17 protein-coding genes are annotated in these 16,243 nt (G+C 64.6%); 2 read left to right on the top strand and 15 right to left on the bottom strand.

What is annotated here, in order from left to right; translation table 11 throughout:
- Nucleotides 1–364: 364 nt before the first annotated feature.
- From AC0QUY_RS21105 to AC0QUY_RS21080, 6 genes are read right to left on the bottom strand one after another with little or no spacing between them, the layout of a single operon-like run.
- The gene (locus AC0QUY_RS21105; RefSeq protein WP_161853241.1) at nucleotides 365–1,861 is read right to left on the bottom strand and encodes an ABC transporter substrate-binding protein; all 1,497 of its coding nucleotides are present in this window, start codon (nucleotides 1,859–1,861) and stop codon (nucleotides 365–367) included.
- 52 nt (nucleotides 1,862–1,913) lie between these two features.
- Entirely contained in the window at nucleotides 1,914–2,936 is a 1,023-nt protein-coding gene (locus AC0QUY_RS21100) for an ABC transporter ATP-binding protein (RefSeq protein WP_371419471.1), read from the bottom strand.
- A 2-nt stretch (nucleotides 2,937–2,938) separates the two neighbouring features.
- A complete protein-coding gene (locus tag AC0QUY_RS21095) occupies nucleotides 2,939–3,952 on the bottom strand; it encodes an ABC transporter ATP-binding protein (RefSeq protein WP_475388215.1) in 1,014 nt (337 codons plus the stop codon).
- Between the two features lie 2 nt (nucleotides 3,953–3,954).
- Nucleotides 3,955–4,833, bottom strand: coding sequence for an ABC transporter permease (locus tag AC0QUY_RS21090; RefSeq protein ID WP_371419264.1), 879 nt, complete (start codon nucleotides 4,831–4,833; stop codon nucleotides 3,955–3,957).
- 8 nt (nucleotides 4,834–4,841) lie between these two features.
- Entirely contained in the window at nucleotides 4,842–5,792 is a 951-nt protein-coding gene (locus tag AC0QUY_RS21085) for an ABC transporter permease (protein WP_475388214.1), read from the bottom strand.
- A 50-nt stretch (nucleotides 5,793–5,842) separates the two neighbouring features.
- The gene (locus tag AC0QUY_RS21080; protein WP_475388213.1) at nucleotides 5,843–7,273 is read right to left on the bottom strand and encodes an amidase; all 1,431 of its coding nucleotides are present in this window, start codon (nucleotides 7,271–7,273) and stop codon (nucleotides 5,843–5,845) included.
- 105 nt (nucleotides 7,274–7,378) lie between these two features.
- Here AC0QUY_RS21080 and AC0QUY_RS21075 point away from each other — a divergent pair, with 105 nt between their 5' ends.
- Nucleotides 7,379–8,266, top strand: coding sequence for a LysR family transcriptional regulator (locus AC0QUY_RS21075; protein WP_161853235.1), 888 nt, complete (start codon nucleotides 7,379–7,381; stop codon nucleotides 8,264–8,266).
- Nucleotides 8,267–8,306: 40 nt separating this feature from the next.
- Here AC0QUY_RS21075 and AC0QUY_RS21070 read toward each other — a convergent pair whose 3' ends face one another.
- Genes AC0QUY_RS21070 through phnG form a run of 9 tightly spaced genes read right to left on the bottom strand, consistent with a single transcriptional unit; the run spans nucleotide 8,307 to nucleotide 15,265 of the window.
- Entirely contained in the window at nucleotides 8,307–8,918 is a 612-nt protein-coding gene (locus AC0QUY_RS21070) for a pyridoxamine 5'-phosphate oxidase family protein (protein ID WP_161853234.1), read from the bottom strand.
- 13 nt (nucleotides 8,919–8,931) lie between these two features.
- A complete protein-coding gene (gene phnN / locus AC0QUY_RS21065) occupies nucleotides 8,932–9,531 on the bottom strand; it encodes a phosphonate metabolism protein/1,5-bisphosphokinase (PRPP-forming) PhnN (RefSeq protein WP_475388212.1) in 600 nt (199 codons plus the stop codon).
- A complete protein-coding gene (locus tag AC0QUY_RS21060) occupies nucleotides 9,528–10,682 on the bottom strand; it encodes an alpha-D-ribose 1-methylphosphonate 5-triphosphate diphosphatase (RefSeq protein WP_161853232.1) in 1,155 nt (384 codons plus the stop codon). Before AC0QUY_RS21060 ends, phnN begins: the two co-directional genes overlap by 4 nt.
- A 15-nt stretch (nucleotides 10,683–10,697) precedes the next feature.
- On the bottom strand, nucleotides 10,698–11,396 hold the full coding sequence (gene phnL / locus AC0QUY_RS21055; protein WP_161853231.1) for a phosphonate C-P lyase system protein PhnL: 699 nt from the start codon (nucleotides 11,394–11,396) through the stop codon (nucleotides 10,698–10,700).
- Nucleotides 11,397–11,404: 8 nt separating this feature from the next.
- Entirely contained in the window at nucleotides 11,405–12,205 is an 801-nt protein-coding gene (phnK, locus tag AC0QUY_RS21050; RefSeq protein WP_161853230.1) for a phosphonate C-P lyase system protein PhnK, read from the bottom strand.
- The gene (locus AC0QUY_RS21045; RefSeq protein WP_161853229.1) at nucleotides 12,198–13,082 is read right to left on the bottom strand and encodes an alpha-D-ribose 1-methylphosphonate 5-phosphate C-P-lyase PhnJ; all 885 of its coding nucleotides are present in this window, start codon (nucleotides 13,080–13,082) and stop codon (nucleotides 12,198–12,200) included. Before AC0QUY_RS21045 ends, phnK begins: the two co-directional genes overlap by 8 nt.
- Nucleotides 13,079–14,182: a carbon-phosphorus lyase complex subunit gene (locus AC0QUY_RS21040; RefSeq protein WP_475388211.1), complete on the bottom strand. Its 1,104-nt coding sequence runs from the start codon at nucleotides 14,180–14,182 to the stop codon at nucleotides 13,079–13,081. Before AC0QUY_RS21040 ends, AC0QUY_RS21045 begins: the two co-directional genes overlap by 4 nt.
- A 2-nt stretch (nucleotides 14,183–14,184) precedes the next feature.
- Nucleotides 14,185–14,790, bottom strand: coding sequence for a phosphonate C-P lyase system protein PhnH (phnH, locus tag AC0QUY_RS21035; RefSeq protein ID WP_161853227.1), 606 nt, complete (start codon nucleotides 14,788–14,790; stop codon nucleotides 14,185–14,187).
- Nucleotide 14,791: 1 nt separating this feature from the next.
- Nucleotides 14,792–15,265, bottom strand: a complete 474-nt coding sequence (gene phnG / locus AC0QUY_RS21030) for a phosphonate C-P lyase system protein PhnG (RefSeq protein WP_475388210.1) — start codon at nucleotides 15,263–15,265, stop codon at nucleotides 14,792–14,794.
- A gap of 114 nt (nucleotides 15,266–15,379) precedes the next feature.
- Here phnG and phnF point away from each other — a divergent pair, with 114 nt between their 5' ends.
- Nucleotides 15,380–16,108: a phosphonate metabolism transcriptional regulator PhnF gene (phnF, locus tag AC0QUY_RS21025; RefSeq protein WP_475388209.1), complete on the top strand. Its 729-nt coding sequence runs from the start codon at nucleotides 15,380–15,382 to the stop codon at nucleotides 16,106–16,108.
- The last annotated feature ends 135 nt before the right edge of the window (nucleotides 16,109–16,243 follow it).

Genomic DNA, 16,243 nt, shown 5'->3' with positions numbered 1-16,243 from the left:
GCAGGACAGGCAACCTGACCAAACCGCTCCGAATGCAGCGGCCACCCTGCCCGCTGACGGGCCATCGCTGACCGGAAAAGAGCGCATGGGAAAAAAGTGGATGGACGAGCAGCGGATCGACAATTGCAACGTGCCGGCCGACAAGCGCGGCAGCAAGCCGCGGCCGAGCAATTGCCCGCAGTCTCCGTCGCGATGATCGGCGACGAGGTGCAACGTCGTGGCCGCGCCAATTTGGTCCAGTACCATCGCCCATGTGCACGGCACGACGACACCGACCAAATGCAGCGCCGGCTCAGCGCACGGCACAGCCGTGCGATCGTGTCCAACGCAGCGAATCCGGACCGCCTTGTCGGGCCCGCCGCGGCTATTCCCAGGACCAGGCGGAGAAGTCGTTCTCGAATTGCGGGACTTCCTTCCACACGCCCTTCAGCTTCTTGTTCGCAATGGTGATCCATTGCGGCTGGAACAGGAAGCCGGCGACCGCGTCGGTTGCCAGCATGCGCTGTGCATCGCCGAGCAGCTTGGCGCGTTCGGCCTCGGCCGGCGTCGCTGTGATCTGCTTGTAGAGCGCGTTGAAGGCTTCGTTGTTGTAGCCGAGATAGTAGTCGGGCTCAGTAATCTTCACGAGGTCGAACGGCTCGACATGCGAGACGATGGTGAGATCGAAATTGTGCGGACCGTTACCGGCAAACACCTGCGACAGCCACTGCGCCCATTCGACGTTCTCGATCTTGGCGATGATGCCGACCTTGGCGAGCTGGGCCGCGAGGACTTCGCCGCCCTGCCGCGCGTAAGGCGGCGGCGGCAGCTTGAGGCTGAGCTCAAGCGGCGTCTTCACGCCGGCCTCCGCGAGCAGCTTCTTGGCTTTTTCAGGGTCATAGGGATTGATGCCGGTGGTATCGATATAGCCCAGCGATGCCGGCGTATAGAAGCTGCCGATCGGCGTACCGAAGCCGTCGACTGCGCCGTCGATCATCGCCTTGCGATCGATGGCGGCAAGGATGGCGCGGCGAACGCGCACATCGTCGAGCGGTTTTCTTCGTGCGTTGATGCCGACTATCGTCTTGGCCCTGGAGCCACCGATCAACACATTGAAGCGCGGATCGGCCTTGAACTGCGCCACGCTGCGCTGCACTGGGGCGCGTGGAATCGCGTCGACATCCCCGGAAAGCAGCGCGGCGACCTGCGCGGCGGGATCGGGGACGAAGCGGATGGTGACCTTGGAAAGCTTGATCGCGGCGGCGTTGCGATAATCCGGCCATTTGTTCAGCGTGATCGACGACCCCTTGGCCCAAGCGCCGAGCGTGTAGGGTCCGGTGCCGACCGGCTGCGTCGCATTGGTCGGCGCGCTCTTCGGCTCGACGATCGAGCCACCTGCCTGACCGAGCAGGAACGGCAGGTTCGGTTCGGAATATTTCACGACGACGACGATGGTTTCCGCATCGGGCGCGGTGACCGATTCAAAAGCCTGGTACAGGCTCTTGTCCTTGTTGGTAGAGGTCGGCGCCGCGTTGCGGTCGTAGGAGAACTTCACCGCCGCGGAATCGAACGGCTCGCCATTGTGGAATTTGACGCCCTTGCGGAGCTTGAACGTATAGGTCTTCAGGTCGGCCGACGCCTGCCAGCTCTCGGCGAGGAGCGGAGATACCGAACCATCTTCATTGATCTTGGTCAGCGTCTCATAGAGGTTATAGAGCGTGACCTCGGCGATCGCCGCAGCCGCGGCGTTGGTGGGATCGAGCCCCGGCGGCTCCAGCGTCATCGCCATGACGACGCTGTCCTTCTTGCTCTGCGCCAGACTCGGCAGCGGCGTTGCGGCGAACGCTGCGGCCACCGCGAAAATGGTCAGTTTTTTCAGCATATCTTCTCCCCCGGACCTATTCAGACAACCTAGTGCACTCTCGCTCAAAAGGCTAACCCCCGGCTGCTGGCGGCAACGCCATCACGGCCTCGGCGTGGTGACAGGCGGCAAGGTGCGCCGTGCTGACGTTGCGTAGCGCCGGCGCGGTGTCGCGGCAATGCTGGTCGGCCAGCGGACAGCGCGACGCGTAAGCGCATCCGGTCGCGCCGGTCGACTGGGACGCGATCACCTGGGCGCCGCGACGGCGGCGTACCCCGCCGCCACTTGCGCGCGGCACGGCCTCGAGCAACGCCCGCGTATATGGGTGCGCGCAATGCGCGAACAGATCCTCGGGGCTGCCCTGCTCGACGATCCGGCCGAGATACATCACCGCAATCTCGTCGCAGAGATAATCGACGACTGCGAGATCGTGGCTGATCAGGATGTAACTCAAGCCAAACTGATCCTGCAGGTCTTGCAGCAGATTGAGCACCTGCGCCTGCACGGAGACGTCGAGCGCGCTGACGGGTTCATCAGCGACGATCAGTTTCGGCTGGGTGATCAGCGCGCGCGCAATCGCGATGCGTTGCCGCTGGCCGCCGGAGAATTCATGCGGGAACTTGTCCATGTCGGCGTCGCGCAGCCCGACTTGCCGCAGCACGCCGGCAACACGCTCACGTAGCGTACCGCGATCCATCCGTCCGAGCGCGGTCAAAGGCTCGGCGACGATGCGCGCGATGGTCTGTCGCGGATCCAGCGAGCCATAGGGATCCTGAAACACCATCTGGAAATCGCGGCGGGCGCGGCGCAATTCGTCGGCCGGCATCCGGTTGAGGTCGCGGCCCATCAGCGACACCGCCCCCGATGACGGCTGCTCCAGCGCCATCACCAGCCGCGCGAAGGTCGACTTGCCTGATCCGGATTCGCCGACCACGCCGAGGCTCCGGCCGGCCATCACCTGCGCAGTAACGCCGTTGAGCGCATGCACCTGCCCTGCTGGCTTGAACATGCTTTCACGCGGCAGCGCGTAACGCTGCACCAGATCCCTGACATCGAGCAGCGGTGGCTCGGCGAGGCGCAGCGTCTGCTCCAGCATGGTCATGCGCCCACTGCTCCGACCGCCTCGGCCATTGAAACATCCGTCCTGATGCAGCGCACGCCATGGCCGGCGCTGACGTCCACCACAGCCGGCAGCGCCACGCGACAGCGATCCTCGACGATCATACAACGATCGGCAAAGGTGCAGCCCGCGGGCAGATCGGCAAGTTCTGGCACGGTGCCGGCGATGGTCTTCAGCCGAGTGCCCTTGCGCGCGCCAAGGCGCGGACGCGCGCGGAACAGGCCCTGCGTATACGGGTGCCCCATGCGCGTGAACACGGCATTCGTTGCGCCGCTTTCGACCACGGTGCCGCCATACATCACCATCATGCGCTGGACATTCTCGGCGATGACGCCAAGATCGTGCGAGATCAGGATCATCGACATGCCCCGCTCGGCTACGAGGTCCGCGATCAGATCGAGGATCTGCCCCTGGATGGTGACGTCGAGCGCCGTGGTCGGCTCATCGGCGATCAGCACGTCGGGCTGGCAGGCCAGCGCCATGGCAATGGTGACGCGCTGCCGCTGGCCGCCGGAAAACTGGTGCGGATAGGCATCGACGCGTTTCGCCGCATCGGGGAGCCCGACGCGATCGAGCAAGGCGATAGCCTCCTTGCGTGCCTCTGCCGCCGAGCAATTGGTATGGCGGCGCAGCGGCTCGGCCACCTGGCGCCCGATCGTATGCATCGGATTGAGCGCGGTCATCGGCTCCTGGAAGATCATGCTGATCCGATTGCCGCGCAGCTTGCAGTAATTCGCATCCGACAGGCCCACCAACTCGGTGCCGTCGAGGCGGATGCTGCCGCTGATGACGGCGCTGTCGGGCAAGAGGCCCATCAGCGCCAGCGCGGTGACGGATTTGCCGCATCCGGATTCGCCGACGAGGCCCAACGTCTCGCCTCGCTTCAGCGAGAAACTGACGCCGCGAACAGCCTGTGCGGAACCGCGGCTGGTGTTGAGCCTGATACCGAGATCCTTGACTTCGATCAGAGGCGTGTTGGCGGAACCGTACATGATCAACGCTCCCGTGCCAGCCGGGGATCGAGCAGATCGCGCAACCCGTCGCCGAGCAGATTGAGACCAAGCACGGCGACCGCGATCGCAGCGCCCGGATAGACCGCGAGCATCGGCGACTGGAACAGCAGCGTCTGCGCGTCGTTCAGCATGCGGCCCCAGGACGGTTGCGGCGGCTGCGTGCCGAGCCCGAGATAGGACAGCGCCGCTTCGGCCAGGATCGCCAGTGCGAACTGGATCGTCGCCTGCACGATCAGGATCGGCAGGACGTTCGGCAGCACGTGCTCGATGGTGATGCGGAAACCGCCCTTGCCCGAGGCGCGCGCGGCCAGCACGAACTCCCGCGCCCAGATCGCATTGGCCGATCCACGGGTCACCCGCACCAGCGTTGGAATCTGAAAGATACCGATCGCGGTGATCGAGGTCACCATGCCCGGACCGGCGACGGCAGCCAGCATGATCGCCGAGAGCACGGCGGGAAAGGCGAAGGTGAAGTCGCTCAGCCGCATGATGAGCTCCTCGGTCCAGCCCTTGCGCGCCGCGGCGAGCAGCCCAAGGCACACTCCGAAGGTGAGGCCGATCCCGACGGCGATGATGCCGACCATAATGGTGGAGCGGGCGCCAACCAGCAGCAGGGAGACGATGTCGCGGCCGAGCACATCGGTGCCGAGCCAATGCGCGGCGGATGGCGGCCGCAGCTTGGATGCCACGTCGATTTCATAGGCTGAATACGGCGTCCACACCAGCGACAGCACGGCAGCACAGAGCACGATCAGGCTGAGCGTGCCGCCGGTGACAAAGCTGCGATGGCGCAGCGCGCGGCGCCAGAAGCCGGTCGCGGGTCGCGCGGTGGCGGCCCCAACTTCAACCGAAGCGCTCATCGGCGTGCTCATAGGTTATGCACCTTGATGCGCGGATCGATGAAGGCATAGAGCACATCGACCACGAAGTTGACGATGACGACCACTCCCGCCAGCAGCATCACACAGTTGCGCACGACGATCAGGTCGCGATTGGCAATCGACTGGAAGATCAGCCGGCCGAGACCCGGCAGATAGAACACGTTCTCGATCACGATCGTGCCCGCCATTAGATTGGCGAACTGAAGCCCCATTATCGTCATCACCGGGATCATCGCGTTGCGCAGCACATGCCGCCACAAGACGTCGCGCTTGCTCAGGCCCTTGGCGCGCGCGGTGCGCACGAAATCCTCGCGCAGCACCTCAAGCACGGCCGAGCGCGTGACCCGCGCCAGGATCGCCGCCTGCACCACCGAGAGCGAGATCGCAGGCAGCAGCAGCGACTTGATGCCGGCCAATATGCTTTCGTCCCAGCCTGCAAATCCGCCGGCTGAGAGCCATTGCAGTTTCACCGAGAACAACAGAATGAGCAGGATGGCGAACCAGAAATTGGGCAGCGCTATGCCGAACTGCGTCATCGACATCACGCCGACATCGCCGAGCTTGTTGTGATTCGCCGCCGTATAGATGCCGGCAGAGAGCGCCAGCACCACCGTCATGGACATGGACATGATCGCCAATGGAATGGTGAGCGTGAGACGCTCCGCGATCAATCCTGCAACAGGCGTGCCATAGACATAGCTATTGCCGAGATCGCCCGTCAGCAGCCCCATGATCCAACGGACGTAGCGATAGTGCAGCGGCTGATCCAGCCCGAGCTTGATCGTCAGCGCCCGCACCGCATCGGGCGAGGCATCCGCGCCCATCAGCATCTGCGCGGCATTGCCGGGCAAGGCATCCAGAACAAGGAAGATGATCAGCGATGCGCCTAGCAGCGTCACGATCAGCGTCAGAAAGCGGCGGAAAATGAAGACGCTCAAGTCCCTATTCCCCTGTTAGCGGCCAGTATCACGGCAGCCGCATTTGTCACTTATCCTGCCAGGCTCGGCCACCGGCCGAGCAGATCTTGCGAAGCCTCAAACAACGCGCTGACGCGCAGCAATTCGATGTCTCCACGGAATTGCCCGACCAACTGGATGCCGATCGGCAGGCCGTCCGCATCGAAGCCGCAGGGCAGACTGACGGCGGGGTGCCCGGTCATGTTGAACGGCATAGTCCAGGGAAACCAGCTCGGCCGCACGTCGCTGAATACCCGCCTGTCGATTTCGATCGTGCCGAACAGGTCCTGGTCGATCGGAAGCGCGGTTCGGGTGATGGTCGGCATCGCGAGAATATCGGCCCGTTGCATCAAGGTCTGGATCCGCCGGAACAGCGCCGTACGGTCAAACATCGCCCGCTGATAGTCAACACCGCTGACCTTCGTGGCCAGCGCCAGTTGCTTCATGAAGGTCTCGCTCAGCACCTCGCCATGATCGGCCGCGAGCTTTTCGAACCGCGCGCGCCAGGCGGTGTGATTGATGGCGCGCCAGATCGGCTCCACCTCAAACCCCTCACCGGGCATTTCCTCGACCTCGGCCCCGAGGGCCTCCAGCCTCGCCAACGCGACCTTGAATGCGGCGGCGACAGCGGCTGCAACCGGCCGGCCGAGCGGCGCGAGGCAGAATGCAATCTTGCGTCCGCGCAGATCGCCGTTCGGCGCCGCATCGTCGACAAAATTCCACTGCGGAAATCCGATCGACCACGGATCGGACGCGTCTTCGCCCGACATCGCCTGCATCATCAAGGCGGTGTCCGCGACGGTGCGCGTCATCGGGGTCACATAGGTCTGGTTGCCGAACGCATCCTGTACCTGGCTGTGGGGGATGACGCCGTTGCTTTGCTTCAGCCCGACGACGCCGTTGCAGGCTGCCGGAATCCGCGTCGAACCGCCGCCGTCCGTCGCAATCGCAAGAGGCGCGATGCCGCTGGCAACCGCAACCGCTGCACCCCCGCTTGAGCCGCCGCTCGAGCGCGCGGCGCTCCAGGCATTGCGCGTGCGGCCGAACAACGGCGAGTCCGTCAGGCACTTGGTGCCGAACTCCGGCGTCGTGGTTTTGCCCACGAGGATGGCACCCTCTGCCCGCATTCGCGCCACAGCGACCGCATCATGGTCAGGAACGTTGTCCTTGAAAGGCACCGCGCCGAAGGTCGTGCGCACTCCCTTGGTGTTGACGAGATCTTTCGCGGTGTAGGGAATGCCGTGAAGAAGGCCGAGCGGCTCTCCGGCGATGACTGCACGCTCCGCCTTCCGCGCCTCGGCCATGGCCTCATCGCCGCACAGCGTGATGAAGCAGTTCAATTCGGGCTGCAGCCGCTCGGCGCGCGCCAGCACGGCACGCGTAAGTTCGACCGGTGAGACATCCTTACGGACGATCCGCGCGCGCAGGTCGGTCGCAGACAGGAAGCACAGTTCGTCACTCATCGCGCCAAAGTCCTTAAGGGTCGAATGACGCAAAGATGACATTCAGATTGACATTCCGTCCAATACCATCGCACAACTGACCCATACGATTTCGGTATAGCAAAAATGGACCTCCGGCGTCTCCGCTATTTCGTTGCCGTAGCCGAAGAACGCAGCGTCGGCCGGGCGGCCGTCCGCCTGCGCATGGCGCAGCCGCCGCTATCGGTGCAAATCCGCAAACTGGAATCGGAAGTGGGAACGCCGCTGTTTCGCCGAGGCACGCGGGGAATGGAGCTGACCGCGGCTGGCCGCGCCTTGCTTTCTCGCGCGCGGGAAGCGCTGGCCCTGACGGCTGAAGGTTTTGAGGCGGCCCGCGCGGTGGCAGCGGGGCGCCGGGGGAGACTGTCGGTCGGCTACATGTTCGCGTTGACCCACGCCGTGTTGCCGAGGCTCGTGCCTGAACTGCGAAGATCGCTCCCCAAGGTCGATCTGGAGTTCATTGAGCTGAGCGCATCGACGCGCGAGGCGCGGCTGCTGGATCACACCGTCACCGTCGCGCTGTGCATGCCCGCCATTCGCCACAGCGAGATTGAAGCCTCCACGATCGGAAAGCAGCGGTTGATGCTGGCCATGCCGGCCGGTTCGCAGCTCGCACGCTCGGCGGCGGTGCCGGTGAAAAAGCTGCAGGGCCGCCCGCTGATAAGCCTGCCCGTGCCCGCCGAGGATCCGGCGACGTCAGTCGTGACGTCACTCCTGCGGCGGCATCAGGTCAGCATGCCCATCGCGAACCGGGTCGAGACGGTGCACTCCGCGCTCAGCCTGGTGCTTGCCGGCGAAGGCATGGCGATCCTCCCCGCCTGCGCCCAGCTCGGATGCCCGACCGGCGTCGTGTTCAGGCCCTTCCTCGACGCCGACGACGCCATCGACGTCGCGGTTTGCTGGCGCAGGGATTCTCTCAATCCGCTGGTCCGGAATTTTCTCAAATGCGCGGAAAAGGTGATCCGCTCCGCCTGACATCATCGGTTGCCAGATCGCGATGCGATATCAGCGCCCATCACCACATGGTCTGCCGCGCGCGCTCCGGCCATTCGCGGTCGTATTTCTCGCCGCCGACGGTGTTGTCGCTCATCTCGGCGAGGATCTGGCCGGGCGACGGCAAGCTTTTGGGATCGACTCGCTTGTCGGGATTCCAGAGATCGGAACGCACGATGGCGCGCGCGCACTGGAAGTAAACTTCTTCGACCGTCATAACGATGACGGTGCGCGGCGCCTTGCCTTCCATCTTGAATGAGGCAAGCAGGTCCGGATCCGCCGAGACATGCGCATGACCGTTGATGCGCAGCGTGCTGCCGGAGCCAGGGATTAGAAACAGAAGCGCCACCCGGGGATCGCGCACAATGTTGCGCAAGGAATCACAGCGGTTGTTGCCGCGACGATCCGGCATCATCAGCGTCTTCTCGTCGTGGATGCGAACAAAGCCCGGCAGGTCGCCGCGGGGCGAGCAGTCCAGCCCCTCCGGCCCACAGGTCGCCAGCGCCGCGAACGGCGATTTGTCCATCAAGGCGCGATAGGCTGGCGTGACGCGGTCAGCGACCTTTACCGTCGAGGCATCGTTGGGAAAGCCGTAGATGGCCTCGAGTTGCTCGATGGTCGCGACAACCGTCATTTCCTGTTTCCTCTCACTCGTGCCATTTCTCGTTCCTGATAACGCGAACGAGCTGGCGGGCATGGTATTCGGCGCTGCCGGTGTTGACGATGGTGACATCAGGCGCGGCGGCTCCATCCTCCACCGTGCGACCGAGGCGAGCGTCGAGCTTGCCGTCGCTGCTTCGCCGGCGCATCGCAATCCGTTCGGCCAGAACGTCCGGCGGGGCCGTGATCGAAACCACCACCACGTCGGCATAGGCGCGGCGCATGGCGCCGATCACGGTGCGCGATACGTTGGCAACGATGGTTCGTCCGGCACGGATTTCGTCGTCGATCGCGCGCGACAGGGCGTAGCAGTGGCCGTGGGCCTCCCAATGCATGGCGTATTCGCGGCGCGCCAGCGCCTCCTGAAACGTGCCGAGGCTGACCTCTTCGTTTTCCTCCGATGCCGAGGCTTCGCGCGTAATCACGCGGCGGGGAAATACGATATCGCCATCGTCGGCACAGGCTGCCCTGGCGAGGCCCAGCAGCGTATCCTTGCCCGCGCCGCTTGGGCCGACCACGAGCACCAGCCGGCCCGGCCCGATTGCAACTGCCTGATCTGTCGGTGTGGTTGTCAGCGTCTCCGTCATGCGACCCGCCGCCCTTCCCGCCAGACGCTGCGCACCACCGGAATGTCGCGGGCGACATGTACCCGGATCAGATCGGCGCGCTTGCCGGGCGCGATCTCGCCGCGATCAGCAAGGCCAACGGCTTCGGCCGGCGTTTTTGTCACCGTACGAATAGCGGATGCCAAATCGATCGCGGGAACGTGCTTCGGCAATTGCAGTGCGGCCATCAACAGGCTCGATGGGATGTAGTCGGACGACAGGATATCCAGCAGCCCTTCGCGGGCGAGATCGACGGCGGCGATGTTGCCGGAATGCGAACCGCCGCGCACCACGTTCGGCGCCCCCATCAGGATGCCGATGCCCGCCCGATGCAGCCCGCGCGCCGCTTCCATCGTGGTCGGAAACTCGGCCACTGAAACCCGATCCTTGATCGCATCGGCGACGTTCTCCTCGGTCGTGTCGTCATGGCTGGCGAGCGGAATTTCATGTTGATGCGCAAGGGCCACAATCTGGCGCATGTTGGTCGCGGCATAGGCCTTCTGGTAGGCGAAGCGCTTCTCGAACAGCGCATCGAGCTCGGCGTCGGTCTTCCCGCCACCCTTGCCGCGATAATAGTCGCGCAGCTTGACCTCGTCGCGGAACTGGCGCTGCCCCGGCGTGTGGTCCATCAGCGACATCAGCCGCACGTCCGGCCGGTCGACCAGCTCCTTGGCTTCCTCGACCACGCTCGGCATCGGGATTTCGCAGCGCAAGTGCAGGAAGTGATCGGCACGCAGCAGGTTCGCATCGCGCGCGGATGTGATCGCTTCCGCCAGGACGCCTGCCCTGCCGTCAACCTCCTCGGCGCCATCCTCGCGCCAGACCCGCAGCGAATCCAGCACGGTGGTGATGCCCGAGGTGGCCAACTGGCCGTCGTAGGAGACCACCGCCGCGATCGGATCCCAGAATACTTTCGGCCGGGGCACATAGTGCATTTCGAGGTGGTCGGTGTGCAACTCGATCAGGCCGGGCATGATCAGGTCGCCGCCGGCGTCCTCGCTGCCGGCCGGAGCGCTGCCCTCGCCGTACTCGGCGATACGGCCGTCGACAAAGGCGACCCAGCCGTGCTCGATCACGCGGTCGGCCAGCACGATGCGGGCGTTGCCAAGAATGGTTTCGTGCTTCGAGGTCATCTCACATCTCTTCCTTCAAGCCGCGGCGGCAAATGACGTCACATCAACGATCCGGTCAGCGATCAGATGACGAATTTCGTCATCATGGACGATCGCCACCATCGCGACACCCCGTCGTTTCTTCTCTTCAATCAATTCGACGACGACGGCGCGATTGGCCGCGTCGAGCGATGCGGTGGGTTCGTCCAGCAGCAAGACCGGCAGGTCGGAAATGAATCCGCGCGCGATATTGACCCGCTGCTGTTCGCCGCCGGAGAACGTCGATGGCGGCAGCGCCCACAGCCGCTCAGGAATGTTGAGGCGGCGCAGCAGCGCACCGGCTTTATCGCGTGCTTCCGCACGGGCTGTCCCGTTCGCGATCAAGGGCTCGGCGACGACATCAATCGTGGCCACCCGCGGCACTGCCCGCAAGAACTGGCTGACATATCCGATGGTCGAGCGGCGCACGCTGAGCACCTGCCGCGGTTCCGCCGTGGCGAGATCAATCACCCTGCCCTGATGCCGGATGCCGATCCGGCCGCCGTCGCAGCGGTAATTGCCAAAGATCATTTTCAGGATCGAGGATTTGCCGGCGCCTGAAGGGCCCGACAGCACCACGCATTCACCCGGCTCGACATGGAACGTGACGCCGCGCACCACGGGCAGCTCGACGCCACCCTGCAGGTGCATGGTGAAGGTCTTTTCGGCGTTCGAAATGTCGATCATCGCTGTCATTGGTGCGCTCATGCCGGCAGGATCGAGGAAACAAGCAGTTGGGTGTAGGGCTCGCGGGGATCGTCGAGCACCTGGTCGGTCAGGCCGGTTTCGATGACGCGCCCACCCTTCATCACCATCACGCGGTGCGACAACAGCCGCGCTACTGCGAGATCATGGGTGACGACGATCGCGGCCAGGCCGAGCTCGCTGACGAGATTGCGCATCAGATCCAGCAGCCGCGCCTGCACCGATACGTCGAGCCCGCCGGTCGGCTCGTCCATGAACACCAGTCGCGGCTCGGTGACGAGGTTGCGCGCGATCTGCAACCGCTGCCGCATGCCACCGGAATAAGTCCGCGGCGCGTCGTCGATGCGCGCGGTATCGATCTCGACCCGCTCCAGCCAGGACGAGGCGGTATCGCGGATGCGGCCGTAATGATTCCAGCCCACCGCCATCAGCCGCTCGCCGACATTGGCGCCGGCCGAGACCGCCATCCGCAGGCCCTGCGCGGGGTCCTGGTGCACGTAGCCCCAGTCGGTCCGGAACAGAAAGCGGCGCTCGGCCTCACCTAACGCGGCCAGATCGCGCAGCACACCGTCCCGCATCCGATATGATACCCGACCGGCGCTCGGCGCGAGCTGCGCTGAGAGCAGTTGCAGCAGCGTCGACTTACCCGACCCGGACTCGCCGACGATGGCCAGCACCTCGCCGGCATAGAGCGCAAACGATACGTCGCAGCAGGCGGTGAGCCGGCCGTAATTCTTGCCGAGATGTTCGGCGACCAGCAACGGCTGGTCGTCCGGCGTGACGTCTTGCGGCTCAGACATGCGCCCTCTCCTTGTGCGGCGCGGCGCTCTCGCTGCCGCGATGGCCGGCCGACTGGCGAGACTCGCAATAATCGGTGTCGGAGCAGACAAACATCCGCCCGCCCTTGTCGTCGGTGACGATTTCGTCGAGATAGGAATCGCCGGCGCCGCACAGCGCACAGGGCGCGTCGAACCGGTAGCGCGTAAACGGATGATCCTCGAAGTCGAGCGATACCACAGTGGTATGCGGCGGGATCGCATAGATGCGCTTCTCGCGCCCGGCGCCGAACAATTGCAACGCCGGGCAATTGTCCATCTTCGGATTGTCGAACTTCGGCGTCGGCGACGGGTCCATCACATAACGCGCGTTCACCTTCACCGGATACGCATAGGAGGTCGCGATATGGCCGAAGCGCGCGATATCCTCGTAAAGCTTGACGTGCATCAGGCCGTATTCGCCGAGCGCATGCATGCGCCGCGTCTCGGTCTCACGCGGCTCCAGGAAGCGCAGCGGCTCGGGGATCGGCACCTGATAGACCAGCACCTGCCCGGCATGCAGCGGCGCCTCGGGAATCCGGTGCCGGGTCTGGATCACGGTAGCATCCGCCGTGGCGGTGGTCGTTGCAACGCCCGCCGTCTTGCCGAAGAATTTCCGGATCGAAATCGCGTTGGTGGTGTCGTCGGAACCCTGGTCGATCACCTTCAGCACGTCATCGGGCCCGAGGATCGCCGCAGTGACCTGCACGCCGCCGGTGCCCCAGCCATAGGGCATCGGCATCTCGCGGCTGGCGAACGGCACCTGATAGCCGGGGATCGCAATCGCCTTCAGGATCGCACGGCGGATCATCCGCTTGGTCTGTTCGTCGAGATAGGCGAAATTGTAAGCCGGCGCGTTCATTCCGCGGCCTCCTGCATTTGCGGGGCCTCGTTCGCCTCGGCAAACTCCTGGCGCAATTTGCGTAACAGGCCGAGCTCGGACTGGAAGTCGACATAGTGCGGCAGCTTGAGATGCTCGACGAAGCCGGTCGCCTGCACATTGTCCGAGTGCGACATCACGAATTCCTCGTCCTGACCGGGCGCGATTACTTCTTCGCCGAGCTCGCGGGCGCGCAGGCTGCGATCGACCAGCGCCATCGACATGGTCTTGCGCTCGCTCTGTCCGAAGGCCAGCCCATAGCCGCGCGTAAAACACGGCGCTTCCGTAGCCGAGCCCTTGAACTGGTTGACCATCTGGCACTCGGTTAGCGCGATCGAGCCGAGCGGAACGGCAAAGCCGGCATCCTCGGCCATGAACTCGACCTCCACTTCGCCGAAGCGAATCTCACCCGCAAACGGATGGTTCCGCCCATAGCCGCGCTGCGAGGAGTAGCCGAGCGCCAGCAGAAATCCCTCGTCGGCGCGCGCCAGATTTTGCAGGCGCAAGTCACGATCAGCCGGGAAATTCAGCGGCTCGCGCGTCAGGTCTCCGACCGGAGCATCAGCGTCGGCAGCCGGCGAAGGCTCAATCAGCCCGTCGCGGCCGAGAATATCGGTCACACGCGGCGTCGCCGCGGCGGATGCTTCGCCAGTCGCGGGCGCATCCGGCGAACATCCGTCCGCAAGCTGCGGGTCCAGCAGACGATGGGTATAGTCGAAAGTGGGCCCCAGAATCTGCCCGCCCGGAATATCCTTGAACGTCGAGGAAATTCGCCGTCGCACCTGCATCGCGCCGGTGTCGACCGGCTCCGTCGCACCAAAGCGCGGCAGCGTGGCGCGGAAGGCACGCACCAGGAAGATCGCTTCGATCAGGTCGCCCCGCGCCTGCTTGATGGCCAGTGCCGCCAGTTCGCGGTCGTACAGCGAGCCTTCGGTCATGACGCGGTCGACACCGAGCGACAGCTGCTCGGAGATCTGGGCCAACGACAGTTCGGGAACCTCGCGGTCGCCGCGCCGCTCATGCGCCAGCAGGCGGTGGGCGTTCTCGATGGCGCGCTCGCCTCCCTTGACGGCAACATACATCGTCAGCCTCCCCTCACCAGCCGCGTCGTGCGCGGTATCGCAACAATGGCATCGTCATGAACCAGCACGACATCGATGCCGCGCGGAAACAGCGCGGCGTTCACGGCTAGCCGCTCGAACAGATCCTGCGGCTGGATTGAAGCGCGCAGCGTCACGGTTCCGTCGATTCCGGGCCCCCGCAACTCGATCGCGGGACCATCCGACAGGCTTTCGACCTGCAGGATCAGCGTCGTTGAACGATCCGGATATTCGTTGCTGCCGAACGCGAAGCGATCGAGCGACGGCAGGCCGTGCGGATCGCCTACCAGCGCGAAACCGGCAGTCGACGAATCCGAAACGATCGGTGCGCTGGTGTGAAACTTGAGCCATTTGGCGACATCAGCCGTCGCCGACATCCGCCCGTCGAGCCACACCGGCGTATCGTGATCGAACAGCGTCAGCGCGATGGCGGCCGTGCCGCACATCATCGCGTCAGGTGCACCGGCCAGTGACGCGATGCGCTGAATGCTGCCGGGGCGCGCCATGGCATCCATCACGGACCGGAAGGTCGATTGCGCCGACAACACCTTGTCGGCAAATCCTGCGGGCAATTCGGCAACGGTCGTCATATCAGCCCTCACCCCGCACCAGAGTGTAGAAATCGACCCGTGTTGCCGCCGTCTCCGCAGCCTTGCGGTTACGCTGCTCCATCATCACCGTACGCAGCGGCGCAATCACCTCGGCTTCAACCGCGGCCGCGAACTCATCCGACTGCACCATGGCGTCGCACAGCGCGATCAGCTTCGCCTTGCGATGGTCGCGGCCGAGCGTGTAGCCGAAGCCGATTTCTCCGGTCGAAAGCCGCACCGCCGCGCGCGAAACCGTGGCCTCTCCGAGATTAAAGGGGGCGCCATCGCCGCCGATCCGGCCGCGTACCATGACCAGGCCGTTCTCTGATACGCGCAGGTCCTCATGCGCGGGCAACGCAATCGCCTCGAGATGACCGGCAATGTCGACGACCTCGGAGTGGGCCAGCACCGCCATCGCGGCCTTGCGTCGCGCCTGCCCACCGTCTTCGTCTGCCAGACTTTCGTCACCCGCCATCATATCGACCTTGCCTGAATCAAGTTGTCTATGATACTAGACAACTTGATAACGAAGCGCCATGACAGTTTCGTGACTATGAGGTGATTTTTCTCCGATGCCCGGTTTCGTTCCATGAGCATCCAGGATACGCCCTCCGGCGTTGCGTTGTGGCGGCAGGTCGCCGACGGCATCGAGCGCGGCATTGCCGACGGCCGCTTTGCTGCCGGCGAAAAGCTGCCGGGCGAGATCGAGATCGCCGAAACCTATCGCGTCAACCGCCACACCGTGCGCCGGGCGCTCGCCACGCTTGCTGAACGCGGCCTGGTGCGCGCCGAGCGCGGCAGCGGTACCTATGTCGAGACGGGACGCATCGCCTATCCCCTGCGCTCCCGGACGCGGTTTTCCGAAATCGTCGGGGCCGGGGGTCGGGAGCCGCGCGGGCAGTTCATCGATGCGGCGGAGGAAGCAGCCACGCGTGAACTCGCGCGAGAACTAGGACTAAAGACCGGTGCGCCCCTGGTCCGGATCGAATCGGTGCGGCTCGCCGACCGCGTACCGATCTGCGTCAGCACCACCTGGCTTTCGGCCGAGCGCTTCCCTGATGCCGGGAAGGTGTTCGCCAATGTCCGCTCGATGACCAAGCTGGTTGCGCATTACGGGATCCGGGATTTTCGTCGCACGTCCACCCGGATCACTGCGGGCATCGTCGACGCAACCGACGCCGCGCGGCTGGACCTCGCGCTCGGCCGTCCCGTGCTCATGGTTGACAGCACCGACGTCGATGCCGCGGGCCAGCCGCTGACGACCAAGCGCTCGCGCTTTGCGGCCGAGCGCGTCGAGTTCCTGGTGGAGAATGGTTAGTTTGTAGCTCGTAGATTCCATGGGGCGGTGAGCGTGCCCTCTCCGGTAGGTTTGGGTTTCCACACTCGAACCATCGGAGAGTCAGATGCAAGCATCGACCGTAGACACGCCCACCGCCGCACAGTTTGGCACGAT

It is taken from the genome of Bradyrhizobium sp. WYCCWR15520 (assembly GCF_056174665.1).
Note: the sequence above shows the minus strand (reverse complement) of the source record. Positions and strands in the feature narration are given on the sequence as shown.